Raw genomic sequence first — 24,964 nt, forward strand, 5'->3', positions numbered from 1 at the left:
GTTTGCTGCCGAGCTAGATTATTTGCAAAAAGGCCGCATCAGCCTACGTACTATAAGTCGTTGTGTTCGAACGGGTATAGCGCGCTCTTTCACGGGCGCCCGCGTTCTGGTTGGTGGCTGGCGGCCGCCCTACCCCCTCCGCTTGGCCCGAAGCCGGCGGCCGGGCTACCTTTGCGGCGCTCCCTCACCGGGGCCCTTATCAAGAAAGGCGGAGGGACAGGCCCTGCGATGCCTTAGCAACCGGTAGCAATACGAGGTGCTAATTCCTGTTTCGAGGCGCGGCACCAGCCCGGCTCGGAAGAAGATAAGCCAAAAGTGCCCGCGTTGGCGGTAGCTCTTCTGACTTGTCGGGAGGGCTTTTTTTAAGCACTTCCGGGAAGAAAACTTGATGTGTGGCCGGGTAGGGGAGGAGTCGTTTCAGTCTGCTACCCCCTTCTTTTTTTATGACCCGCACCAACCTCCACATTGGTCTTTTTGGCTTTGGCGTCGTGGGCCAGGGCCTGCACGCCGTGCTGGCGCGCACGCCCGGCCTGCGCGCCCGCATTGGCCGCATCGCGGTGAAAAACCGCCAGAAAGCCCGCTCGCTGCCCGCCGGGCTGTTCACGTTTGATAGAAACGACTTGCTGAACGACCCCAACCTCACGGTTATCGTGGAGCTGATTGACGATGCTGATGAGGCTTATCTTATTGTAAAAGAAGCCCTGCTGCGCGGCAAAGCCGTGGTGACGGCCAACAAAAAAATGCTGGCCGAGCACCTGCCCGAACTCATTGAAATCCAGCAACAAACCGGCACGCCCCTGCTCTACGAGGCGGCGGCCTGCGCCAGCCTGCCGGTCATCCGCAACCTGGAGGAATACTACGATACCGACCTGCTAGAATCGGTGGAAGGCATTATTAACGGCTCGACCAACTACATCCTCACGGCTATGAGCCGCGACGGGCAGCCCTACGCCGCTGCCCTGGCCAGGGCGCAGGAACTGGGCTTTGCTGAAAGCAACCCGGCCCTCGACGTGGAGGGCCTCGACGCCCGCAATAAGCTGGTGCTGCTGCTGGCCCACGCCTTCGGTGCGGTGGTGGCCCCGACTGATTTATTGGCTGTGGGCATCACTGGCATCAGCGAGCGGGCCACGGCCTACGCCCGCGAGCAGGGCCTGATAATCAAGCTGGTAGCGGAGGCGCGGCGGCTGCCCGGCGGCGGGCTGGCGGCGGCCGTGCTACCCACCCTGGTGCGCCCCGGCCACGAGCTGGCGGGCGTGCACGACGAGTTCAACGGTCTCGTGATGCAGAGCGGCTTTGCCGACCGGCAGTTCTTTCTGGGGCGCGGGGCGGGGGCGTTTCCCACCGCCTCGGCCGTGCTCAGCGACCTCTCGGCGCTTACTTATGGCTACCGCTACGGCTACAAGAAAATCCATCAGAATGCTCACCTCGCTCTTACCCCCGATGCGGCCGAAGTGGACGTGCTCGTGACTTTTGGCGATGAGGCCGCCGCGCCCGACAAGGCCGATTTTACGGCTGTACACGAGGAGTTTCGCTCGGCCACGCGGGGCAATTACCTTACTGGTACCATCGGGCTGGCGCGGCTGGCACAGGCGGCCTGGCTTCGTGCGCCCGGCGTGGGCGTGGTGCGGCTGGCCGCGCCGCTGCGGGCGGCAGAAGGTTATAAATTAAGAAAAAGCGGTCATGCTGAGCTTGTCGAAGCATCTCTACCACGCAAGTAATCCCGACGTTAGAGGTTACTTACGCGGTAGAGATGCTTCGACAAGCTCAGCATGACCGTTCTTTCAGCATGACCGTTCTTGCTGACTATTAACTTATCACGCATCACATGACCCCTTCCGATTCGCCCATTGTCACGGGCTTGCTGGCCTACGGCATGTCGGGCAAGCTCTTCCACGCGCCGTTTCTGGCGCTGCACCCTGGCTTTGCGCTGCGGGCGGTGGCCGAGCGCCACACTCCGCGTATGGCCGCCGACTACCCCGGCATTGTTTCCTACCCCAGCACCGAGGCGCTGTTCGCCGACCCGACCATTGAGCTAGTGGTGGTGAATACGCCCAACGATACCCACTACGACCTGGCTCGGCAGGCGCTGCTGGCCGGTAAGCACGTGCTGGTGGAAAAGCCCGTGGCCACCACCGTGGCCGAGTGGCAGGCGCTTATGACCCTGGCCCGGCAGCAGGGCCGCCAGCTGCTGGCCTACCAGAACCGCCGCTGGGACACCGACTTCGGGGCTGTGCGCCGGATAGTGAAAAGCGGGCAGCTGGGCCGCCTCATCGAGGGGCACTTTCGCTACGACCGCTACCGGCCGGCCCTGCACACCAAGGTTTTCAAGGAAGACGGCCGCCCCGGCTCGGGTCTGCTCTTCGACCTTGGGCCGCATCTCGTGGACCAGGCCATTAGCTTGTTTGGCAAGCCATTGTCGTTTGAGAAAACGATGGGTAGCTTCCGCTACGGCTCGCGGGTGCCCGACCATTTTACCATTCAATTGCGCTACCCCCAAGGTCTGAACGTGTGGCTGACCGCCGGCCTGCTCGTGGCCGACCCCGGCCCCGCCTTCGTGCTGCACGGCACCCTGGGCAGCTACCAAAAAGACCGCACCGACCCGCAGGAAGCTCAACTGCTGGCCGATATTAAGCCCGATGACCCGGCCTACGGCCGCGAGCGCCTGGCCGACCAGCCTGGCCGCCTCGTGCTCGCTGACCCCGCCGGCCACAACCGCGTGCTACCCCCCGTGGCCGACGTGGCCGCGCCCGGCAATTACCTGGGTCTGTTTGAGGCTGTGTACCAAGCCATTCGCCACGGTCAGCCCTACCCCATTACCGATGAGGAGCTGGAGTGGCAGCTCGAAATACTGGCGTAAAAACGAGTGTAGGGTAAGCTTTAGCTTACCCTACACTCGTTTATTTGTCCAGCAGGTCGGCGTATTGCTGGTGGTGCTCCTGCACGTAGCCGGCCATAAATTCGCAGCTGGTGCGCACGCGCAGGTGCTGCTCGCGGGCATAGGCAAGGGCCGCTTTAGCCAGTTCCTGGGCCAAGCCCTGGCCCCGCTGAGCCTCGGGCACAAACGTGTGCACGAAGTCGATAACGCCCGCGGCGGGTAGCGAGTAGGCCAGCTCGGCTTGTGGAGCGCCCGAGTCAATGGTAAATGATTGGTTAGCAGCGTTGTGGTGAATATTCATGCGGAGAGCAAAGTGGTTTAATTAGCTAAATGAATGAGTCGTGTACGTGCCGGTCTCAAAAAATGGTCGGCCAAAAACCAGGAATCAGCAACGCGAACCGGCAAACCACAGTACACCATTTGTCGGGCCCGGCCCGGCCAATGCCCGACTCTTTTCCTTCCCTCCCATGAGCCCTTCTTCTGATAACCTGCCGATAACCAATGGCCAGCGTGAACGCGCCGCTGCCGCCCACCTCAACCCCAACGACCCCGCCCACGAGGCCGAAGCCGGTACGCCCGCCTACGGCAACTTCGGCAAGGCCGACGAGACGGAGCCCGCCGCGCCAGTGGCCAGCAACGATGGTAGCAATGATAACCCCGACGAATTCAGTGAGTTTCGCGAGCCCACGGCCTCCCAAAACCCCGGCCAACAGCCCAACGGGGAGCCCGACACCCCCAACCCCGGCCCCCAGCGCGGCCACGCCGAGCAGAACAAGGACCCTGAATCGGTAGTGGCCGCCAAAAACGCCGATGCCGACGTGCAGCGAGCTGCCTGGGCCGACGACGACCGGCGCTACGCTGGGGGAAAGCCCAAGGCAACCTGGGCTGAAAACAACGATAAAGAACACGATAACAACTAACCCTTATGGCCTCTATCCCGCAAGTAGCCCCCGGCAATAACCTCAATGGTAAAGCCGCCGCTCAACCCAAAAACGAAGACTCGAAAGACGCTCGCACCGCCACCGAAAAAGAGTCGGACAGCTTTCTGAACCGCGAAACGGCCGGCCAGGTATTCGACGAGAACAGCGGCCAGCAAATGGCCGATATGATGGACGACTCGCTGCGCTCAGACATGCAGGCCCCAATGGGCTCCGCCCCCGCCTCGGCCGAAAACGTGCCCGACGAGCTATCAAGTCCTAGCGAAGCCAGCTTCACGCTCCCCGAAATGCAGCACCAGGGCAAAACCCTGACCGCTGAGGGCGACGCGGAGTAAGCTTCCGGCAAATTTTCAGAGAGCCTGCGGCCACCCGGCCGCGGGCTTTTTTGTGCATTTTGGCTTTGGCCGGCATCGGGGGGTAGGGGCAGCCCAAGCTGCCCGCCGTTGCTTATGCTGGTTCCGCGTCGGGTGCGTCGTCGTTTATTGTTGCCGCCGGGTTGGGTGGCGCTGGGGTTTCTGTTGCTGCTGGGTTGCCAGGCGCTGCAGCCGTGGGCGGGGCAGCTTAAGCAGTGGAACGTGATGCAAGTCACGATGTTTCCTCTTAAAGCCGATACAAGCGCAAGCTATTTGAGTTTTTTAAAAGAGCACCCAGAGCATAATGCAAGAAATGAATTTAATCCTTATGTCACACCACTGCAGGCTGTTGCGGCGAATACTTTACAGAAAATGAGGCCTTGGCATAACGCGGAATTTAGTGGTAATCGTTTGGCCGATTTTTTAAGCGCTGCCACTACTGAATCAGCAATCCGAAAAATAATTGCCGATACCAGCCATGCCGGTGGCGTCCGCATTCGCTTTCTACCTGGTGCTACTTATGCGAATTTGGTAAAGGTTTTGGACATTATGAACTACACCAACCAGAAGAAATATTTTCTGGATATCCATCACAAGCCGACTACGCTTTACGCGATTACTGATGAGCCATTGCCAGTTAATTCAACACCACTATTTGTGTGCGACTTTGTAAACACTCACCCAATCCCAGCCAAGCATACATTACAACAGTTGATAGTTCAGTTTGGGCAGCAGATAAGTCTTTTGGGAAACCAAGTTTGGCGTTTTCCAATCCTCTTATTGGTATTAATTGGCAGCTTGAATTTATGGCGATTGTTCTATGCCAGCCTTAACCGGCGTAACTCTTAACTCTCCACTCCTAATTCTTAACTCAAAGAATTGCCCGCCCTACCCCCCGCTTTACGCCGCGCCTTGCTCGACCTTCCTCAACGGGAAAAAGACCAGCTTCTGACCCGCCTCGTGGCCCAGGATGCGGTGCTGACCGAGCAGCTCACCTACCGCCTGCTCGAAGGCCCCGAGGCGCTGGAAAACCGCCGCGCCGCCCTGCGCCAGCAAGTGGACGACCCCGTGCGCGGCTTCCACCAAACGCCTAACGACCTGCTGGTTATCCTGCGCCAGCTGCAGGCGCGGCTGGCCTACCACGCCCGCATCACGGAAGATGCCTTTGGCGAGGTGGAGCTGAGCCTGCGGCTGCTGGCCAACGTGTTTGAGCACCAGCCGGCGCTGGTGGCGCGGCTGCACGGCCCTACCCAGCCGCTGCTCCAGCACCTCGTGCGCCGCACCCACGACGCGCTGAAACAAGCCGAAAAGCTGCACCCCGACTACCACCTGGAATTGGCCAACAGCGCCCAGGCCGTGCTGGCGGGCCTGTATGCCTCCGGGGCCGCGCCACTGGCGCGCGAGGCTGGGCTGCCTACGGCCGTGGCGTGGGGGTAGGGTAGGGGCGACTTATTATCCTTCGCCTGGCGGGTCGCGATAGCACAAATAAGGGGAAAGAATGCACCCTGTTCAGGGCGAAAATTAGCGACCCTACCCAACTCCTGCAATTAGCAAAAAAAGCGACCAAATCCCACCGGATTTGGTCGCTTTTTTCGTAGATGAGCCACCCGCAAGTTTACCTTTACCATCAGTTATTTTTTATCCAGTTAGCTATGAAATTATTTTATACCTTGTTGTGGTTAAGCTTCTTAGTGGGGGTAGGGCCGGCGCTTGCTACCCCCCCCACCATACCGGGCCGGCTGGTACTCAAGCTGCGGTCCGGGGCCGGGCCCCCGGCGGCCGAATTACCCGCCCTGCAAGCCGCGCTAAAGGCGCTGCACGCGACGAGCCTGACGCAGAAGTTTCCCCTTAGCCAGGCACCCAATGCGGAGCGCGCGGGCAGCGTGGACCTGCGCCGGGTATTTGAGCTGCGCGTGCCCGCCGGCCTGTCGCTGGCCAAGGCCCGGACGGTGCTGCTGGCCACGGGCGTAGTGGAATACGTGGAGCCGCTGTATAGCCGCGAGCTGCTGTATCAGCCCAACGACCCGCTGGCCGACTCGACAACCGGCAAGCAGTATGCCCTGCGCCTTACGCACGCTTACCAAGCCTGGAACTATACCAAGGGCGACACCAGCGTGGTGATTGGGATGACGGATACGGGCATTCGCTATAGCCACGAGGACCTGCGGCGGCAGGTAAAATATAATTATGCCGACCCTATTAATGGGGTGGATGACGATGGTGACGGCTACATCGACAATTTCCACGGCTGGGATTTTTCTAATGGCAATAACGACCCTAGCGCCAATGATGACAACGCCGTTCATGGCACCGAAACGTCGGGGGTCGCGGCGGGGCAGGCTGATAATGGGGTGGGCATCACGGGGATAGGATTTCAGAGCAAGTTTTTACCGCTGCAAATTTTTCCGGGCACTACTACCGGGATATTCGCTGGCTACGAGGCCATTGTGTACGCTGCCGACCACGGGTGCCGGGTCATTAATATGTCGTGGGGCGGGGCGGGGGGCTATTCGCGTTTTGAGCAGGATGTGTGTACCTACGCGGCCATAAACCGCGACGTAGTGTTGGTGGCAGCGGCCGGCAACACGCCTGCCGAGCTGCTGTTTTACCCCGCCTCCTACGACCACGTGCTGGCTGTGGCAGCCACCGACCCGGCCGATGCTAAAGCTAGCTTCTCGACCTATAGCCACCGCATAGACCTGTCAGCGCCAGGGGTAACTATTTTTTCGGCTTATGGCTCGAAGAATGGCAGCGTAAATGCTGACTATTGGTATAGCTCAGGCACTTCCCTGGCCTCGCCACAGGTGGCGGGCGCGGCGGCGCTGGTGCGGGCGCGGTTTCCGCGGCTCAACGCCGAGCAGGTGCAGGCCCAGCTGCGCCAAAGCGCCGATACTAGTATATATGACGTGCCAGCCAACATGAATTACCGCGGCTACCTAGGCACGGGCCGCCTCAACATCGAGCGGGCCGTGGCCGCTCTGGCCCAGCGCGAGGTGCGGATAGTGAGCAGCGCGCTGGCCCCGGCCCGGCCCGCCTACCTGCCCGGCGATACGGCGCGGCTGGCCATCACGGTGCGCAACCTGCTGCTGCCGGTGGCCGATGTCATGGTTACGGTCACCTCGCTTTCGCCCTACCTCACGGTGCGGCAGGGCAGCTTCGCGGTGGGCAGCCTGACCACGCTGGCGCAGGCTACCAACGCGGCTAGCCCCTTCCGGCTGGCCGTGGCGGCCACAGGCATCCCGCTCAATACCAGGGCTACGCTGCTTTACCACCTCACGGGGGCCAATGGCTACCACTCGGACCAGTACCTGGACCTGCTGCTCAACCCCGACTACGTGCAGCTCGATGCCGGCGACCTCAGCCTGAGCCTCACCAGCCAGGGCACCATTGGCTACGACGACGGGACGGGTGCCGTGGGCCAGGGCGTGAGTTACCTCACCAATTCGTCGCTGCTGAGCGAGGGCGGCCTGCTGCTGGCCACCTCGCCCACCCGCGTTTCCGACCACCTGCGCGCGGCCACCGGGGCCACCCGGCAGTCGTTTTTCGTGCTGGCGCAGGTGCAGCGCCAGGTGCCCGGCCCCCGCGCCGACCAGGAGGCCAGCGGCATGTTTCGCGATTCGCTGCCCGACCCGCAGCAGCCCCGCTCGGTGGGCGTGCGCGTGCGCCAGCACGGTCAAAGCTGGGCTACCCCCGCCGCCCGCCGCAACGTCATCCTGCTCGACTACATCCTGCGTAACCTCACCGCCGATACTCTCAAGCCACTGTACGCCGGCATGTTTGCCGATTGGGACCTGCCCGGCGAAGCAACCCGCAACGTAGCCCGCTGGGATTCGGTCAACCGCGTGGGCTACTGCTACGACCCCCTCACCCCCGCCGTGTATGCGGGCGTGCAGGTGCTGGGCACCCGCGCGGCCGGGGTGTATTCCATTGACAACGCGGCCCCGGCCGGCACGCCCATTTACATGGGTGATGGCTTTAGCCCCGCCGAAAAATACCTGGCTCTGAGCGGTGGCTTTGGGCGGGCGCATCGGCAGGTGGGCACCGACACGGCCGCCACTGACGTGTCGCAGGTGGTGAGCACGCTGGTGCCCCGCCTGGCTCCCGGCGACTCGGCCACCGTGACGTTTGCCGTGCTGGCCGCGCCCACCCTGGCCGAGCTGCAAGCCGCCGCCCAGGCCGCCACCGCCGCCCACCAGCAGGTGCTGGCTACGGCCCGCCCGGCCGCGCCACCCGGCTGGCAGCTCTACCCCAACCCGGCGCAGAGCCAGCTGCAAGTGCGGCTGCCCGTCAGCGCCGGCGCGGCCACTCTGCAAGTGTTTGATAGCCAGGGGAAATTAGCTGCTCAGTTTGCGCTGCCGGCCGGCGGCGGGGCCGTGGTGCTAGCCGCCCTACCCCCCGGCCTTTACGTGGTGCGCGTGCAGGCTGCCACTGGCAGCTGGACGCAGCGCATCAGCCACGAGTAGCGCGAACTTTCCAGTTCGTGCGCGAGGGTAGCGAGCAGGCGGGGCCGCGTGGCGCGAACGATAATGCTCGCTGCGTTCGCGCACGAACTGGAAAGTTCGCGCTACTGCCCCGCTTTTGATAAGGACCAAAAAAAGGACCGACTTGCGTCGGTCCTTTTTTTAATTGCTACCCCCCGCTAAACGGCAGAAGGCGCTGCGTTTTACATGCCGTCCGTAGATTTCACCTTCACCTTCTCGTCGCCTTTCATCGCCTTGCGGGCTTCCTTGCGCGACTCCTTATAGTCTTTGCGCTCGTCTTTGGTGCGGGGCTTGGTGGTGGCTTTCATACGGTTGCCGGCCTGGTCATAGCCTTTCACCTTCATCTTGCCATCCGCTTCTACTTTGGTCTTAACGGTCATGCCGTCGGTGGTGGTGATAACTTTATCGCCGCCGTCTTTGGTCACCGTGGTGGGGGTAGTCTGCGCCTGGGCGGCCGTAGCAAACAAGCTGATTACCAGGGCAGAAAGAAAGGTCTTTTTCATGATTCGAAAAACAAAAGTGTGCGCCCTATACGTTCATCCTGGCGCAAAGTTTAGAATGCCGCGTGGCTAGGGCCGGCGGTTCACGGCGTTCAGGTCTTCAAAAGCCCGCTTGAGGCGCGCCACGAAGGTTTTTTCGCCCTCGCGCAGCCACACGCGCGGGTCGTAGTACTTCTTGTTGGGCGAGTCGGGCCCGTTGGGGTTGCCAATCTGGCCTTGCAGGAAGCCCTCGTTCTTCACGTAGTACTGCTGAATTCCTTCCCAAAACGCCCATTGCAGGTCGGTATCGATGTTCATCTTGATAGCGCCGTAGCTGATAGCCTCGCGAATTTCTTCCTGCGACGAGCCCGAGCCGCCGTGAAACACGAAGTCGATGGGCAGCGCGTCCGCGATGTGGTGCTTGGTGCGCAGAAACTCCTGCGAGTTGTGCAGAATCTTGGGTTGTAGCTTCACGTTGCCGGGCTTGTACACGCCGTGCACGTTGCCAAAAGCCGCCGCGATGGTGAAGCGCGGGCTGATTTCGCGCAGTTGCTCGTAGGCGTAGGCCACTTCCTCGGGCTGGGTGTAGAGCTTCGAGCTGTCCACGTCCGAGTTGTCCACACCGTCTTCCTCGCCGCCGGTCACGCCTAGCTCAATCTCCAGCGTCATGCCGATTTTGGCCATGCGCTGGAGGTATTTCTTGCTGATTTCGAGGTTTTCCTCAATCGGCTCCTCCGACAAGTCGAGCATGTGCGAGCTGTAGAGCGGCTGGCTGTGCTCGGCGTAGTATTTCTCGCCGGCATCGAGCAGACCATCAATCCAGGGTAGGAGCTTTTTGGCGGCGTGGTCGGTGTGCAAAATCACGGGCACGCCGTAGGCTTCAGCCATCAGATGCACGTGGTGCGCCCCCGAAATGCCGCCCGCGATGCTGGCCTGCTGCTTATCATTAGGCAAGCCTTTGCCCGCAAAAAACTGCGCGCCGCCGTTTGAAAACTGAATAATAACCGGCGAGTTGAGGTCGCGCGCCGTTTCGAGCACGGCATTTACCGTGTCGGTGCCGGTTACGTTAACGGCCGGCAGGGCGTAGCCGTGGGTTTTGGCGTGTTGAAAGAGGGCCTGCACTTCGTCGCCGTGCAGCACGCCGGCCCGCAGGCCGGTTAAGGTGGAGTTTGCCATTAGACTAGAGGCGGGGCAAAAAGGACCCGCGTCCGCAAAGAAAACAACCACACCGCGTTTTTGGCGCACGCTCACCAAAAACCGGGCGGCGCTAAGCTCAATATGCTCCGCTAGTGAGTTGAGGGCAAAGGACTAACGCCGGGGGGTAGGGCGCTCAAAAACCGGAAAATACTTATCGGGATTTTGCAGCTGCTTCCAGGTAATATACAACTTCGTCAATTGTGAGGCGGCCGCGCGTAAAGCGGTCGAGCACTTGCTGCTGATAAGGCTCCAGCGAAAAAGGTGTGCCGTTGGTGAAGGAAATAATGGCCGACACCAGGCGCTGGCGGGTTTGCTCGGTAGCAAGAGTAGATACTTGCAAAGATTGAATAGAGCGGGTAGGATAGTTCATGTCCTAAAGCTAAGGCAAGTTTGCCAGAACGCCATACTGTTTTCGTCCTACTTGGAAAAATTATTGCTTACTTCGTTCTCAGACAGCGTTAATCTCAATTCTCTATTTCCAAAGTACCACCACCGGCCAACTTCCTGTTGAGAATAGGTTGCCCAACAGAAGCAAGCTTTTGCGCCTCAGCGCCGGGTGGGTCTCCTTGGTAGCAACAGGCAATAAAATTACCTCAAGCAGTCTGCGGCGGCTTGCGTAGGCAGAAATTCAGCCCGCCGCTACCCCGCGTGGCGAAACATTAGGGGAGTCGCGCCGGTAGGCTTGCCGGCCACCCTTCCGATTAGCGACTTTTGCGCGTAAAAATTACTCTCTTGAAAGAAAAATCGCAGATAGCCCCGGTGCCGGCTTTACCGGTCCTCATCATTGGTGCCGGTCTGGCGGGCCTCACGGCGGCCCGGACCCTGCACGCGGCCGGCCGGCCGGTGCTGGTCCTCGAAGCCCGCGACCGGGTGGGCGGCCGCACCCTGGCTGTTGCCGCGCTGCCCGGCTCGCCGGAAGGGGAGGGCCTGGACCTGGGCGCTACCTGGGGGTGGTCGCACCATCCCTATTTGCTTGATTTATACCAGGAACTGGGCCTGCAACCCTTCGTGCAGCCCAGCACCGGCGCCACGGCCTACGAGACGGCCGCCGGCACGCACCGCCTGCCGCAGCACCCTTCCGGCTCGGCGGGCTACCTGCGCCTGCCGGGTGGGGCGGCGGCCCTTTGCCGCACACTGGCCCGGCAACTGCCGGCTGACAGCCTGCTGCTCAATGCGCAGGTAACGCAGCTGCACGCCCCGGCCGGCCACGCAGCTATTGCGGTTGAGGTCCTGCACGAGGGGGCCACGCGCACCTACCAATGTTCGGCCGTTATCGTGGCCCTACCCCCCCGCTTGGCGGCGCATAGCCTGCACTTCACGCCGGGCTTGCCGGCGGCGCTGCGGCAGGCGCTGCGGGAAGTGCCCACCTGGATGGCCTATTCGATGAAGGCCGTGGCCGTGTATGCCACGCCCTTCTGGCGGGCAGAAGGCTGGTCTGGTTTCGCGGCCAGCCAGCTGGGGCCATTGGTGGAAATCCACGATGCTTCCCCGGCTACTGGCCCGCTAGGGGCTTTATTTGGCTTTTTCGCGCCGCTGCACCCGCTGCGGGATGCGCCGCTTGCGCAACGGCAGGCGGCTGTGGTGCAGCAGCTGGGCCGGTTGTTCGGCCCGGCCGCCCGGCATCCGTTGGCCTACCACGAGCTGGACTGGAGCCGGGAGCCGCTGACCAGTATTCCCGGCGATGAGCAGTTTCCCGACCAGATTCCCTTGCAGGGCCCGGCCCGGCTGCGTCAGCCCTACTGGGAGGGCCGGCTCTACTGGGCCGGGGCCGAAACGTCCACCAGCGAATGGGGCCGGTTGGATGGGGCCATTGAGTCCGGGCAATGGGCCGCCAAGCAGGTGCTGGCCGGCTTGTAGCAGCGGTGAGATACACTGTCGCACTTGCTGTGGGATGTCTTGGCTTTCTGCTACTTCAACTGCCAGCCTGTCTTTCAGAAAAAGCCTGCGCCTTCAATGGAGCAATGCGGGGCTTTTACCAGTAGCTAAAGCTGACAACCGCAGACCCGTTGACCTGAAAAAAGGCGCGGGGATGTCTGAGTTTTTACCGATTAGCTAAGGGTAAAATTACTGGCTGTATGCCCCAACGTAGGCCCTTTGAAAACAGAAACCCCGTTTCTGACTCAGAAACGGGGTTTTAAGTGGGCACATTAGGAATCGAACCTAAATCTAGAGCTTCGGAGGCTCCCATACTATCCGTTGTACTATGCGCCCAGTGGTTCGGGCTGCAAAAGTAGCCATAAAACCCGGCGCGGCCAAACCCAGCGGGCTCTTTTGGCTCGTGGAGGGGATAGGGGCAACCCTGGGCGCAGAAAATCGGTTAGCTTATCCTGAACGTAAGTATTTACTCATTTCTCATGGATTCTACTAAAAAGACCCTCTATACGGCCGATGCTACGGCCGTGGGTGGCCGCAGCGGCCACGTGCGCTCCGCTACCGGCATCATCGACCTCGAAATGTCGGTGCCCGAAGGCCTCGGCGGCAAGAAAGGTGCCACCAATCCCGAAGAGCTGTTTGCGGCCGGCTATTCGTCGTGCTTCCAACAGGCGCTGCTCGTGATTGCGCAGCGCGCCGGCGACAAGCTGGACCCCGGCACGGAAGTAAAATGCTCAGTATCATTGTTTCAGGAAGGCGAGGCCTATGGTCTGAGCGCTATTCTGGATGTGGACCTCAAGTCATTTGACCAGGCCAAAACTATCGAAATGGTGCGCCAGGCCCACAAAATCTGCCCGTATTCAGTTGGCACCCGTGGCAACATGGAGGTGGAGCTGAAAGTGAAAGGCGAAACCGTACCGGTGCAAGCCGAAGAAAACGCCGGCGTTGCCGAAGGCAAATAAGCTGGTTCAGTCAAGAGTTAAGAAGTAAGAGTTGAGAGTTAAAAGCGGTAATGTGAACCTGACGCATTACCGCTTTTAACTCTCAACTCTTACTTCTTAACTGAATCCCAGCACCGGATGCGGCTGGTAGGGCTCTTCGAGGCGCTTGATTTCATCGGCCGAGAGCTTGACATCTACGGCGGCTATGGCGTCTTCGAGGTGGCCGGGCTTGCTGGCACCCACGATGGGCGCGGTGATGACAGGCTTGCTCAGCATCCAAGCCAGCGCAATCTGGGCGTTGGGCAGGCCGCGCTCCTGCGCAATTTCCGTCACGCGGTCGGCCACGGCGAAGTCGTCGTCGCGGCCGTAGAGGCTTTTGCCAAAGTTGTCGGTTTTGGCGCGCTCGGTTTCGTTGCGCTCCCTACCCCTGCCGCCGGTGAGCAAGCCGCGCGCCAGCGGCGACCACGGAATGACGCCGATTTTCTGGTCCTCGCACAGCGGCAGCATCTCGCGCTCCTCCTCGCGGTACACCAGGTTGTAGTGCGGCTGCATGCTCACGAAGCGCGTCCAGTTGTGCTTATCGGCCAAATATAGCGCTTGCGCAAACTGCCAGCTGAACATCGACGACGCGCCAATGTAGCGCGCCTTGCCGGCCTTCACCACGTCGTGCAACGCCTCCAGTGTTTCCTCAATGGGTGTGTTATAATCCCAGCGGTGAATCTGGTAGAGGTCCACGTAGTCGGTGCCCAGCCGCTTCAGGCTGGCGTCGATGGCGCTCATGATGTGCTTGCGTGAGAGGCCTTTATCATTCGGCCCCGGCCCCATTGGGTTAAATACTTTGGTGGCCAGCACTACCTCGTCGCGCTTGGCAAAGTCGCGCAGGGCGCGGCCCACCACTTCTTCGCTGGCACCGTTGGAGTACACATCGGCGGTGTCGAAGAAGTTGATGCCCAACTCCAGGGCTTTTTGAATGAAGGGCCGGCTGGCATCTTCGTTAAGGGCCCAGGGCCAGCGCTCGGTGGGCGTGCCGTAGGTCATCGTGCCCAGGCAGATTTTGGAAACCTGGAGGCCAGTATTTCCTAAGCGGGTGAATTCCATCGTGGAAAGGGGGGTAGGGATGAGTTGGAAATCAATGAATTAAACCAGAACGTCATGCTGACGAAGGAAGCATCTCTACCGCGTAACTAACCTCTAACACTTAAGATTACTTACGCGGTAGAGATGCTTCCTTCGTCAGCATGACGTTCTGATTCATGCAGTTATAACCTAGAAAGCCCGCCCGAGTTACCAGGCGGGCTTTCCAAAACCAAAACCAACCAGCTGCTTACGCGGCGGCCAGCACTTCTTTCACGCGGTCGGCGGCGTCCTTCAGCAGGGTAGCCGACTTCACTTTCAGGCCGCTTTCGTCAATGATGCGCGCGCCTTCCTCGGCGTTGGTGCCTTGCAGGCGCACGATGATGGGCACGCGGATGTCGCCGATTTTCTTGTAGGCTTCCACCACGCCGTTGGCCACACGGTCGCAGCGCACGATGCCGCCGAAAATATTAATCAGAATCGCCTTCACGTTCGGGTCCTTCAGGATGATGCGGAAGCCCGCCTCCACCGTCTGGGCATTGGCTCCACCCCCGACGTCGAGGAAGTTGGCCGGCTCGCCACCGCTCAGCTTGATAATGTCCATCGTGGCCATTGCCAGGCCCGCGCCGTTCACCATGCAGCCCACGTTGCCGTCGAGCTTCACGTAGTTCAGGTTGTTTTCGCTGGCTTCTACTTCCAGCGGGTCTTCCTCGTTGGTGTCGCGCAGGGCCATAAAATCCTTGTGGCGAAACAGGGCGTTGTCGTCCAGGGTCACCTTGGCGTCCACGGCCAGGATTTTATTGTCCGACGTTTTCAGCACCGGGTTAATCTCGAACATGGCCGAGTCCGTTTCGTCATAAGCCTTATAAAGGGCCGTCACGAACTTCACCATTTCCTTGAATGCATCACCCGACAAGCCGAGGCCGAAGGCAATCTTGCGGGCCTGAAAGCCTTGCAGACCCACGGCGGGGTCGATGAATTCTTTCAGGATTTTTTCGGGGTGATGGTCGGCTACTTCCTCAATATCGACGCCGCCCTCGGTGGTGTAGATGATGACGTTCTTGCCGCTGGTGCGGTCAAGTACTACGCTCATGTAGAACTCCTTGGTGGGGCTTTCGCCGGGGTAATATACGTCCTGGGCGATGAGCACTTTGTTGACCAGGCGGCCTTCGGGGCCGGTTTGCTTGGTCACGAGCTGCATGCCCAGAATCTGGCCGGCGATGTCTTTTACCTGCTCCAGGTTTTTGGCGAGCTTAACTCCGCCGCCCTTGCCCCGGCCGCCGGCATGAATCTGGGCCTTGATGACGTACCAGCTAGTACCGGTTTGCTCGGTGAGCTTTTTAGCGGCTTCAACGGCCTCTTCGGCGGTGTCGGCGGTGAGGCCTTCCTGCACGCGCACGCCGTATTTTTTCAGGATTTCCTTGCCTTGATACTCGTGAATATTCATCGGAGGGGGTAGGGGTGGAGTATTATTTACTGGCGCGAAGGTAAGGGTGGATGGGGTAACAGAGAATCTGAAACCCGTCTGTCATTGCGAGCGCAATGACAGACGGGTTTTCTTCGTATTCCTAGTCTCCAACGCCCGGCCGCCTTTCAACGTAGCTTTGTCTTCTTTAAAAGCTGTATAAGTTTACTACCCTTGCTGCAAGCCATTAATCTTCGCAAAAGCTACAACTCGCTGGAAGTGCTCAAGGGCATTGACCTGACTATTCAGCGCGCCGAAATCGTGAGTATCGTGGGCTCGTCGGGGGCGGGCAAAAGCACGCTGCTGCACATTCTGGGCACTCTCGACGAGCCCGACTCGGGCGAGGTACTCTTTGATGGACAGAATATTACCAGCCTGGGCCGCACCGCGCTGGCCCGGTTTCGCAACCGCCACATTGGCTTCGTGTTTCAGTTTCATAACCTGCTGCCCGAGTTCACGGCCATCGAGAACGTGTGCCTGCCCGCCTACCTCGCCGACCGCTCGGAGAAGGAAGTGCGCGTGCGGGCCCGCGAATTGCTCGGCCTGCTCAACCTCGACCACCGCGTGGACCACAAGCCCAGCGAGATGAGCGGCGGCGAGCAGCAGCGCGTGTCGGTGGCCCGCGCCCTCATCAACTCGCCCGAAATTATTTTTGCCGATGAGCCCAGCGGTAACCTCGATTCGAAAAATGCGCAGGAGCTGCACGAGCTGTTTTTCTGGCTGCGCAAAGAATTTGGCCAAACTTTCGTCATCGTGACCCACAACGACACGCTGGCCCAAATGGCCGACCGCACCATCGTGATGCGCGACGGCCACATTGAGGGATAGGGGGTAGGACTTCGGGTCAATCAAGTCAAAAAGAACGGTCATGCTTCGACAGGCTCAGCATGACCGTTCTTTTTATTTTTTCTCCACTAAAATCTGCCCAAGTAGCTTGGAAAACTAAGCCATCAAAAAAGATTTTCCTGACCCTCTTAAACCCCTTGATAATCAATGCTAAATTTTACTAAAAAAATTGGCTTTTCTGGAACACTCTTTGTCATAGGTTGGTTATCCACTCGTACTACAGAACGATAACCGGGCGCTGCCCACCCTTCCCATGACCGAAGTCACCAAAACCCCCAAGGAAGCTACCGTCGCCAAGAAAGCCGCTCCCCGCGCGGAGAGTTATGACATCGCTAAATCGGACGAAACGCTCGACTTAGCGAAGGACCTGGCCAAGTTTATCAAAGACAACAAGCTTAGCACGCAGGTGCAGGGCAAAGAGTTTGTGAACGTGGAGGGCTGGCAGTACGCCGGCTCGCGCCTGGGCATCGTGCCCATCGTGGAGCACGTCATCAACCTCAGCAACGAGCAGGAGATTAAGTACCAGGCCAAGGTGACGCTGTTTGACCTGCGCCACGGCACCACGGTGGGTGCCGGCTTCGCCATCTGCTCCAATAAGGAGAGCGGCAAGAAATTCTACCAGGAGTTTGCCATTGCCAGCATGGCCCAGACCCGCGCCATCGGCAAAGCGTATCGCAACATCTTGGCCTGGATAATCCGCGCCGCCGGCTACGAGCCTACCCCTGCCGAGGAGATGGAGTATTCCGGCAACGTGCCCGCGCCCGCCGTGGCCCCGGTCGTGGCCGAGCCTACCCCCGTCATGCGCGCCGTAACCACGGCCCCTACCCCCCCCGCGCTGGCCGAAGCCCCCGCCGCCGAGGCTGCTGCCGCCCCGGTGCAGTACGCCACCGCCAGTCAGAAGGAAGAGATTATCCGCCTGCTGAACCACCCGCTCATCACGCGCCAGGAAAAGACCAAGATGCTGCTCAACATTAACCGCCTCGATGAGGAGCGCGCCACGCAGGCCATCGCCAAGCTACGCAAGGCCATTGAGGACCGCGAGGGCACCACGGCCGTCGCCGCGTAAGTAAGGTGGAGTTTTAGGAAAGAGCCCGGCACCGTGAGGTGCCGGGCTCTTTTTGTATGCTTGCTCAAGCAACTGTCCTGCTGAGTTCACGAAATATTTTTGGGGTGGTCGGGTAGAAATGAATATGGGCAAAGGGCCTTTTCCTTTGAGCGTGTGCATTCGCTCGTTTGATACAAAAGCCTCTAGGTATACAGGTGGAAAGGCAACCATCGGGCGGCAGAAAGGCTTATTGGCAATGCGTAAGAGGCCCCTACCCCCTTCCCGTACGGGAAGGGGGTAGGGGCCTCTTACGCATATTCTCTGCTACCATGGATTGCTGTTCAGCTTCTTAATCAGGTCAGTTTCGTCTTGGTGGTAGGGCGTGCCGTCTTTGTGGAAGACCTCGTGGAACCACTCATTCGGCTCCGAGCCGTCGGCCAGGGGGGTGTCCCAGGCGTATTTAGTATTGGTTTTGCCATCCACGAGGCCCCAGTTGATGGCAGCCACGTGGTACTTCTTGAGTAGGGGTAAGATGTTAGCGAAGCGCGAGTTGCGGGGCCGGGCCATATACTCGGTGCAGATGAGCGGCCGGCCGTGGGTTTCGAGCAGCTCAATCTCGCGCTGGTGGGCCGGCACCTCATCGTAGTTGTGGTAAGTAATCACGTCGGAGTGCAGCGCCTGGAAGGTGTTGAGGGCCCGAAAATCCAGGTTCCAGATGCCAATGCTCAGGGGCTGGTCAGGGCGCACGGCCTCGGCCCAGGCGAAGACGTTGCGCACCAGCGGCAGCGAAGCATTGTCCTTGCTATTGTTGCCGGGCTCGTTGTATAAGTCCCAGAGCACGATGCGCTTATCGTGGGCGAAGCTGGTGAGCATGTCGGTCACGTAAGGCCGCAATTGCACGAAGGTAGCCGAGTCGCGCGAGGCCGGGTCGCCGGGGTCCTGCATCCAGCCCGAGTTATGAATGCCGGTTTTGGGCGCGGGCTGCGTTCCGATTTTGGGGTCCTTGTTCCAGCAGTCATCAAAGAAGACGAAGATGGTACCAATGTGGTGCTTGTCGGCGATGGCCAGGTAGTCGTTCACCCGCTTCTTGAAGCCCGCCGGGTCCTCTTTCCAGACCAGGCTGTGCAAAAATACGCGCATGGTATTGAAGCCGATACCCTCGGCCCAACCCAACTCCTTGTCGATGGTGGCGGGGTCGAACGTGGCGGCCTGCCACATCTCGAGCTGGTTGATGGCGGTGCTGGGGATGAAGTCGGCACCCGTCATCCAGGGGCGGGCGGCGTACCAGGCATTGGCCTTATCGGCCGACCAGCGGCTGGTTTGGCCGGTGGCCAGCATCGCGGTGCCACCCTTGGTTTTGGTTTTGACTTTCTGGGCCTGGGCCAGCGGGGCGCCGAGCAGCGACAAGCCCAGCAGCAGCATGGATAGTTTCTTCATGCGGGAAGAGGAGAAAAGAGGGGGTAGGAAATGAAGTAGTAGAAATGCGCCACGGCGTAGTGGCAATGACGCGCCCGAAACCGGCGAACCGCTCAACAGTGGGCCACGCTAACTATGCGGGCTCACTCGCCTGATGGCACAGGTTGAGGAGTACTTAGCGCGGCGGGCACGCCAAAATCAGGCGAACCGTCGGGCCGCCAGCTAAAGCGCTGGGCGCGGGAGCTACGGCCTTCGCACTTGCCATCGGCCGCCGCCTTGGCGTGGTAGATAATCCAGTTTTCGCGGCCGTCGGGCGAGGTGGTGAAGCCGTTGTGGCCGGTGCCCCACACGCCGTTTTTGGCTGAGGGGTGAAACACGGGCTCCGGCGATTTCACCCACGAGCTAGCCAGGAGCGGGTCGGCGCCGGGCCGCGCCGTGAGCATCCCCAGCGAGTAATTATCGTCCCAGCAGGCGCTGGCTGAGTATATAAGGAAGAGTTGACCTTGCTTGCCAGCCAGGAATTCAGGCCCTTCCAGAATCTGGCGGCCGCCGCCCTTTTCCCAGCTCAGGGTGGGGGTAGCAATGGTAGTTTCGCGCGCGGCGTCGAGCGTCCAGGGGTTTTTCATGGGCGCGATGGCCAGCACGCTCTGCGGCCCCACGTAGGCCGAGTACACGAAATAGCGCCGGCCCCCGTGCTCAAACACGGTGCCGTCGAGGCCGCTGTATTTCGTGTCAACGCGGCCCTTATCTACCCAGGTGCCGGTAGTGGGGTCGGGGCTACTGTTCTCTAACACAAACACGTAGCGCGTCTTGTCGCTAAAATTGGCCTTGTCTGTGGCCGTGTAGTAGAGATACCATTTGCCGTCCAGGAAGTGCAGTTCGGGAGCCCAGATTTCGTAGGAGTTGGGGCCGGTGGCGGGCGGCGTCCAGACCACCGCGCCGGGTGCATCCTTCACGCCCTCCAGGGTCTTCGACTTCCAGAGGGTCAGGTTCTTACCCATCGTGTTGGTGTAGTAGTAATAGCCGCCGTGGCGGATAATCCACGGGTCGGGGCCATTCACCTTCAGCGGATTGGTGAAGGTGCGCGGGGCCGGGGCCTGCGCCTGCGCGCTGGCCAGGTGGCTAATACCCAGCAACGCACTCATAAACAAGATTTTACTAGAAATCATGGGTTAGGGAATAATGGGTAAGGCCACCACGCGCAGCTTGGTGCAACCGTAGGGGATGAAGGTGAGAGTTTCGGGGGTGGCGTCCACCAGGCCCTTATACACGCCGTCGCGGGGCGTAACGGGCTCCGGGGCTACCCCCTCATCGAGCTGCCAGGCCGGGATGCGCCGGCCGCTGACGGTGATTTCGACCGGCGCGTTGGCGGCGTTCCAGTAGAAGCCATTAGCACTGGCCGCCAAAGGTTTAGCAGTTACGGTGGTGGCGCGGATGGGGTCCTCGACCACGGCGCGGGGTAGGCCGTAGTTCCAGGGGCTGCCGGGCGTGAGGGTGAGGTAGCGACCTTCCTGTTCCTGGTGTCCCTCCTGCCATTGCTCCTTGATTCGGAGGGCGTAGGCCAGCGGGCCGCGTTCCAGGGTGCGCGAGTTGCGCGCCCAGCTGCTGGTGCGCACCGGCATGGGTAGGCGCAGGGTGAGGCGGTCGGCCGGGTGCCAGGTGCGGTTAACGGTGATAACCTGGCCGCCCTTGTCGGTGCGCAGCGGCTGGCCGTTGAGCAGCACCGTGGCCTCGGCGCACCAACCCGGCACGCGCAGCGCCAACGGAAACGCAACGGGCTTTTTCAGGCCCATTACGAAGCTTACCTCGTCGCCGAAGGGGTAGGCGGTTTCCTCCTTAATCGTGACGAGCACGTTGCCGTTTACCTTCGTAGTCAGCACGTTGGGGGCATATTCCAACGCGGCCACGCCCTGGTCGGGGGTGGTGTACCAGAGGTGGGTAGCAAATTTCGTCCAGCCCTGGTGCATGTTGGCCGTGCAGCAGGTGTAGCCAGCGTAGGGCCCAAACACGTTGTTCATGCCGTGGTCGAAGGGCAGCGTAAAATCGAGCACGCCGCGCTGCACCTGCACTTGGTTGGCCACCTGAAAATACTGGCGATTTTCGTATTCGTCGGTGGTTTGGGTAGGGAGGGCGTTGTAAGCAATGCGTTCCAGCGCGTCGAGGTAAGTAGCATCGCCGGTGATGGCGGCCGCCTGCTCCAGCGAAAACATGGTTTCGACCACCGCGCACAGCTCCGTACCTTGGGTCGGCAGGTTGCCGTGCAGGTCCTCATCGGCCGAAAACATGCCGGTGGGCAGGCCGTGCAGGGTCATAATATCGCGCCAGCCGGTGCGCAGCGCCTGGGGCAGCGCGGGCTGCTCGGGGTGGGCCTGGCCATACACCACGGGCAGCTTCAGGCCCATGCCCACGTTCACGCCGTGGCGGTCCATCCAGTGCGCGCCGGTCTGGTTGGCAGCGGCTTCCATCACCCAGTCGCGGTTGCTGAGCAGGGTCGTCCAGGGGGTAGTTTGCTGGTATAACATTTCGCCCAACTCGCGCAGGAACGCCTCCCCGGTCTGCCGATACAACCAATACACTACCAGTAGATTATCGCCGCCGCGCACCGTGCTCCACTCGGTCCACTGGCCCAGCGGGGCGACCTTCAGGTTGGCGAGCTGGTAGCGGAAGTACTTGGTCATGAAGGGGATAACCCGCGCGTCGTGCGTGGCCTGGTAGTGCTGCTGCAACACCTTGAGCATGACCATGCGCGGCCACCAGTCTTCGCCCTGCGTGCCCTGCACATCCAGCAGCTTGCCGGCTGCCTGCTCTGCCTTGGTCAGCGGGCCGAAGTAGCCCGAGGGCCGTTGGTGCTGAATGGACCAGTCCACGTAGCGCTGTACCTTGGCCAGCAAGGGTTTATCTTGAAGCAGGTGGGCCAGTGGCACGGCTCCGTCGAGCCAGTAGGGCGTTTCCTCCCAGCCGTCGCCGGTGCCGCCGAGCCAGCCGTTGCTATCGCGCAGCTTGGGATAGGTTTCGTCCAGGTGCCCGGTGCTGTGGTCGCGCATGATTTCGAGCTGCGTGCGCAGCCAGCCGGTCGGCCGGATGGCACTTGGAGCCAGCTCCTGGTAGGCGAGCGGGGCCAGCGGCGCGGCGGGCGCGGTCGGCTGCGCCCCGGCGTTGGTTGCGCATAGCAGCAGCGTAGCCAGACCCCACCGAGCACAGGGCGGACAAGTCACAAAAAAAGGCATGACGAGGGGAAAGAGATGGCGCGAAGGTAGCAGACGTAAGTGCAAACGTTTGCATATTTTTTCAGAAAAAATTCATTCTGGTGCTGGTCCCGGCTTACCTGCCCTAGCCCTATTGGCCCAGGCGCAAGGACGAGGCCCGCACGAATAAATCGGGCTGCAACACCACGTGGCGCGGTGCATATTGCTGTTCGCGCTCCTCCATCACTTGCAGCAACAAGCGGGTGGCCGAACGCCCCATCAGCTCGCAGTGCTGGTCGATGGACGTAATCTGAGGCACCGTGAGGCACGAGAATAGCTCGTTGCTGAAACCAACCAGGCCCATATCCTGGGGCACGCGCAGGCCGCGCTCGTTGAGCACCTGCAGCGCGCCGGCCGCCGAAAAGTCACTGCCCGAAAACACGGCGTCGGGCGGTTGGGGTAGGGCCAGCAGCTGCCGCATCCCGTCACTGCCGTCTTCTATCTTCATATCGCCTAAGATGATAAGCTCTTCCGCCACCGGCAGGCCATACTCGCGCAGGGCATCTTCGTAGCCCTGGCGGCGATATTTGTAAATGTTCAGCTGTTGGGGGCCGCTGAAGTGCGCAATGCGCCGGTAGCCCTGCTCCAGCAAGTGCCTGGTGGCGCGATAGCCGCCGGCCCGGTCGTCGAGCACCACCGCATTCACGTCGTAGCCAGCCAGAATGCGGTCGAAAAAAACCAGGGGAATATCACGCTTGCGTACTTTCTCAAAGTGCTTTACCTCGCGAGTAGTGCGCGAAAGCGACACCAGAATGCCTTCCACCTGTGCGTTCATAAGGGTTTCTACGTTAGCGCGTTCATGCCCTACGTCTTCGTTCGACTGGCAGATGAGCACCTGGTAGCCCGCCTTGCTAGCAGCGGCCTCAATGCCTTTTACCACCTTCGAAAAGAAATTTCCATCAATGTGCGGTACGATTACCCCCAGCATATTGCTGCGTCCCTTACGCAGGCCTGATGCTAAGCTATTTGGTTGATAACCAACTTCTTTGGCCAGGGTCGTCACCCGCTTAACGGTAGCTTCGCTGATGGCGCTGTGACCGCTAAGGGCTCGGGAGACTGTGGAAGCGGAGATATTGAGCTGCTGAGCCAGGTCCGTAATGGAGGCGCGTTTTTTAGCCACGAAGTAGAAATGGTAAAGGGAACTCGCGCCAGCTATACGGCGCGCTCACGGCAACAATTTGTGCACAGGATGGTGTAAAGATTGCACCAGATATCCGTGCTTTGCGCAAGCAGAAACAAAAAATCTGCTTGCGCAAACGTTTGCATCAATCGACTCGGGTTTCTACCTTGCGGGTCCGATACTACGGCCGGCAGCGTGCGACCACAGCCGGCGGATTTCCCTTCTAGCTTAATTTTCATGTTCCACCCCCTCCACCTGTCGGTGGCTGGTAGTATAGCCGGCCTGCTATTGGCCGCCACTGCCTGCTCGCCACAGCCAGCCTCCGAAACGGCCACTTCTGCCATGACTACTGATTCGACCCGCACTGACGCCGTCACGCTGCCCGTGGCTACGCCCTTTGGCAAAACCAAAGAAGGAATTGCTGTTCAACTTTTTACGCTGACAAATGCTCAGGGTATGAAAGCCACGATTACCAACTTTGGTGGCACGCTGACCAGCATGCTGGTGCCGGATAAAACCGGCAAGCTGGGCGATGTGGTGCTTGGCTTCGACGACCTGGCAGGCTACACCAGCGACCTGTTTAGAAAGGAAAATCCCTATTTCGGGACCCTGATTGGGCGCTACGGCAATCGCATCGCGAAGGGCAGGTTCATGCTGGATGGCACGGCTTATCACCTGCCCATTAACAACGCGCCCAACTCGCTACACGGCGGCACCAGCGGCTTTAACCAACGCGTGTGGACGGCTACGCCCGGCACCTCAGCCGAGGGTGAAACGCTGACGCTCAGCTATCTGAGCAAGGATGGGGAGGAGGGCTACCCCGGCAACCTGCGCGTGAGCGTAGTTTATACGCTCACCAACTCGGGCGCGTTGCGCCTCGCCTACACGGCCACCACGGATAAGCCCACCGTGCTCAACCTCACCAACCATAGCTACTTCAACCTGAACTATGGGCAGGACAAGGATATTCTGGGCCACGAGCTAACGCTGAACGCCGAGCGCTTTACGCCGGTAGATAACACGCTGATTCCGACTGGTAAGCTGCAAGCCGTGGCTGGCACGCCAATGGATTTTCGGCAGCCACACGCCATTGGCGCACGCATTGGGCAGGTGCCGGGCGCGGCTCCCGGCGGCTACGACCACAATTGGGTGCTGGCCGACAGCCTGCGCAACACGCCCGCGCTGGCTGCCACCGTGTATGAGCCCATCACCGGCCGCACGATGCAGGTGTACACCGACCAACCGGGCGTGCAGTTCTATTCGGGTAACTTTCTGAAAGGCAACCTGAAAGGCAAGGGCGGCGTGGCCTACCCCCAGCACTACGGCTTCTGCCTCGAAACCCAGCACTTCCCTGACTCGCCCAATGAGCCGGCTTTTCCGAGTACCGTGCTGAGACCAGGCGCGACGTTTCACTCAGTGACGGAATACCGGTTTGGGGTTCGTAAGTAGCGGGGCAGCTTAAGTCGCTACGCCTATATAGTTGCGTTAAGTAGTAAGATTGGCTTTTTATTTCTTAATTATCAAAATAATATATTTTCCTAATTTATATTTAATTCTGGCTGCTTACTTAACTGCAGTTACGCAAGCCATCCCTTAGCAGTAGCCGTCCTGGCAGGG

At 60.3% G+C, this 24,964-nt stretch carries 22 protein-coding genes, 1 tRNA gene and 1 other annotated feature; of the genes, 12 read left to right on the forward strand and 11 right to left on the reverse strand.

Annotated features, from left to right (window positions below):
* Positions 1 to 193: 193 nt before the first annotated feature.
* Positions 194 to 311 (forward strand) — a binding site (SAM riboswitch class I).
* A 132-nt stretch (positions 312 to 443) separates the two neighbouring features.
* Both A0257_20820 and A0257_20825 read left to right on the forward strand, forming a co-directional pair.
* A complete protein-coding gene (locus tag A0257_20820) occupies positions 444 to 1,718 on the forward strand; it encodes a hypothetical protein (GenBank protein ID AMR29299.1) in 1,275 nt (424 codons plus the stop codon).
* Positions 1,719 to 1,825: 107 nt separating this feature from the next.
* Positions 1,826 to 2,857, forward strand: a complete 1,032-nt coding sequence (locus A0257_20825) for an oxidoreductase (GenBank protein AMR29300.1) — start codon at positions 1,826 to 1,828, stop codon at positions 2,855 to 2,857.
* Positions 2,858 to 2,897: 40 nt separating this feature from the next.
* Here A0257_20825 and A0257_20830 read toward each other — a convergent pair whose 3' ends face one another.
* The gene (locus A0257_20830; GenBank protein AMR29301.1) at positions 2,898 to 3,176 is read right to left on the reverse strand and encodes a hypothetical protein; all 279 of its coding nucleotides are present in this window, start codon (positions 3,174 to 3,176) and stop codon (positions 2,898 to 2,900) included.
* A 166-nt stretch (positions 3,177 to 3,342) separates the two neighbouring features.
* Here A0257_20830 and A0257_20835 point away from each other — a divergent pair, with 166 nt between their 5' ends.
* The 5 genes from A0257_20835 to A0257_20855 all read left to right on the forward strand — a co-directional run bounded on the left by A0257_20835 (position 3,343) and on the right by A0257_20855 (position 8,629).
* Positions 3,343 to 3,795, forward strand: coding sequence for a hypothetical protein (locus tag A0257_20835; protein AMR29302.1), 453 nt, complete (start codon positions 3,343 to 3,345; stop codon positions 3,793 to 3,795).
* Positions 3,796 to 3,800: 5 nt separating this feature from the next.
* Positions 3,801 to 4,148 (forward strand): hypothetical protein, encoded by a 348-nt coding sequence (locus A0257_20840; GenBank protein ID AMR29303.1) that lies wholly within the window; start codon positions 3,801 to 3,803, stop codon positions 4,146 to 4,148.
* A gap of 147 nt (positions 4,149 to 4,295) precedes the next feature.
* A complete protein-coding gene (locus A0257_20845; GenBank protein ID AMR29304.1) occupies positions 4,296 to 5,015 on the forward strand; it encodes a hypothetical protein in 720 nt (239 codons plus the stop codon).
* Positions 5,016 to 5,045: 30 nt separating this feature from the next.
* Positions 5,046 to 5,603 carry a hypothetical protein gene (locus A0257_20850; GenBank protein ID AMR29305.1) on the forward strand — a complete coding sequence of 186 codons (558 nt, stop codon included), beginning with the start codon at positions 5,046 to 5,048 and terminating at the stop codon, positions 5,601 to 5,603.
* Positions 5,604 to 5,764: 161 nt separating this feature from the next.
* Positions 5,765 to 8,629 carry a hypothetical protein gene (locus A0257_20855; protein AMR29306.1) on the forward strand — a complete coding sequence of 955 codons (2,865 nt, stop codon included), beginning with the start codon at positions 5,765 to 5,767 and terminating at the stop codon, positions 8,627 to 8,629.
* A 200-nt stretch (positions 8,630 to 8,829) separates the two neighbouring features.
* Here the strand turns inward: A0257_20855 and A0257_20860 are convergent, their stop codons facing one another.
* The 3 genes from A0257_20860 to A0257_20870 all read right to left on the reverse strand — a co-directional run bounded on the left by A0257_20860 (position 8,830) and on the right by A0257_20870 (position 10,693).
* A complete protein-coding gene (locus tag A0257_20860) occupies positions 8,830 to 9,150 on the reverse strand; it encodes a hypothetical protein (protein AMR29307.1) in 321 nt (106 codons plus the stop codon).
* 66 nt (positions 9,151 to 9,216) lie between these two features.
* A complete protein-coding gene (locus A0257_20865; protein AMR29308.1) occupies positions 9,217 to 10,302 on the reverse strand; it encodes a class II fructose-bisphosphate aldolase in 1,086 nt (361 codons plus the stop codon).
* Positions 10,303 to 10,474: 172 nt separating this feature from the next.
* Positions 10,475 to 10,693, reverse strand: coding sequence for a hypothetical protein (locus A0257_20870; GenBank protein ID AMR29309.1), 219 nt, complete (start codon positions 10,691 to 10,693; stop codon positions 10,475 to 10,477).
* A 389-nt stretch (positions 10,694 to 11,082) separates the two neighbouring features.
* Between A0257_20870 and A0257_20875 the strand changes: the two genes are divergently transcribed.
* Complete coding sequence (locus A0257_20875) at positions 11,083 to 12,180, forward strand: hypothetical protein (GenBank protein AMR29883.1); 1,098 nt, start codon at positions 11,083 to 11,085, stop codon at positions 12,178 to 12,180.
* Between the two features lie 282 nt (positions 12,181 to 12,462).
* On the opposite strand, the gene A0257_20880 is transcribed toward A0257_20875, so the two are convergent.
* A tRNA-Arg gene (locus tag A0257_20880) sits at positions 12,463 to 12,534 on the reverse strand.
* A gap of 143 nt (positions 12,535 to 12,677) precedes the next feature.
* Between A0257_20880 and A0257_20885 the strand changes: the two genes are divergently transcribed.
* The gene (locus A0257_20885) at positions 12,678 to 13,157 is read left to right on the forward strand and encodes a hypothetical protein (GenBank protein ID AMR29310.1); all 480 of its coding nucleotides are present in this window, start codon (positions 12,678 to 12,680) and stop codon (positions 13,155 to 13,157) included.
* Between the two features lie 96 nt (positions 13,158 to 13,253).
* On the opposite strand, the gene A0257_20890 is transcribed toward A0257_20885, so the two are convergent.
* Both A0257_20890 and sucC read right to left on the reverse strand, forming a co-directional pair.
* Positions 13,254 to 14,234, reverse strand: a complete 981-nt coding sequence (locus A0257_20890) for an aldo/keto reductase (protein ID AMR29311.1) — start codon at positions 14,232 to 14,234, stop codon at positions 13,254 to 13,256.
* 226 nt (positions 14,235 to 14,460) lie between these two features.
* Positions 14,461 to 15,657: a succinate--CoA ligase subunit beta gene (sucC, locus tag A0257_20895; protein ID AMR29312.1), complete on the reverse strand. Its 1,197-nt coding sequence runs from the start codon at positions 15,655 to 15,657 to the stop codon at positions 14,461 to 14,463.
* 192 nt (positions 15,658 to 15,849) lie between these two features.
* On the opposite strand from sucC, the gene A0257_20900 reads away from it, so the two are divergent.
* Entirely contained in the window at positions 15,850 to 16,503 is a 654-nt protein-coding gene (locus A0257_20900; GenBank protein ID AMR29313.1) for a lipoprotein ABC transporter ATP-binding protein, read from the forward strand.
* Positions 16,504 to 16,774: 271 nt separating this feature from the next.
* The gene (locus A0257_20905) at positions 16,775 to 17,587 is read left to right on the forward strand and encodes a hypothetical protein (GenBank protein ID AMR29314.1); all 813 of its coding nucleotides are present in this window, start codon (positions 16,775 to 16,777) and stop codon (positions 17,585 to 17,587) included.
* A 303-nt stretch (positions 17,588 to 17,890) separates the two neighbouring features.
* On the opposite strand, the gene A0257_20910 is transcribed toward A0257_20905, so the two are convergent.
* From A0257_20910 to A0257_20925, 4 genes are all read right to left on the reverse strand, one after another.
* Positions 17,891 to 18,904, reverse strand: a complete 1,014-nt coding sequence (locus A0257_20910; protein ID AMR29884.1) for a 1,4-beta-xylanase — start codon at positions 18,902 to 18,904, stop codon at positions 17,891 to 17,893.
* A gap of 221 nt (positions 18,905 to 19,125) precedes the next feature.
* Positions 19,126 to 20,151 carry an alpha-N-arabinofuranosidase gene (locus tag A0257_20915; GenBank protein AMR29315.1) on the reverse strand — a complete coding sequence of 342 codons (1,026 nt, stop codon included), beginning with the start codon at positions 20,149 to 20,151 and terminating at the stop codon, positions 19,126 to 19,128.
* 3 nt (positions 20,152 to 20,154) lie between these two features.
* Positions 20,155 to 22,209 (reverse strand): hypothetical protein, encoded by a 2,055-nt coding sequence (locus A0257_20920; protein AMR29316.1) that lies wholly within the window; start codon positions 22,207 to 22,209, stop codon positions 20,155 to 20,157.
* A 109-nt stretch (positions 22,210 to 22,318) separates the two neighbouring features.
* The gene (locus tag A0257_20925; GenBank protein AMR29317.1) at positions 22,319 to 23,155 is read right to left on the reverse strand and encodes a hypothetical protein; all 837 of its coding nucleotides are present in this window, start codon (positions 23,153 to 23,155) and stop codon (positions 22,319 to 22,321) included.
* A gap of 534 nt (positions 23,156 to 23,689) precedes the next feature.
* Here A0257_20925 and A0257_20930 point away from each other — a divergent pair.
* On the forward strand, positions 23,690 to 24,796 hold the full coding sequence (locus tag A0257_20930; GenBank protein AMR29885.1) for a galactose mutarotase: 1,107 nt from the start codon (positions 23,690 to 23,692) through the stop codon (positions 24,794 to 24,796).
* Positions 24,797 to 24,964: the final 168 nt, after the last annotated feature.

The sequence above is a fragment of the Hymenobacter psoromatis genome, assembly GCA_001596155.1.
In the GTDB taxonomy this organism is placed as follows: Bacteria; Bacteroidota; Bacteroidia; order Cytophagales; family Hymenobacteraceae; genus Hymenobacter.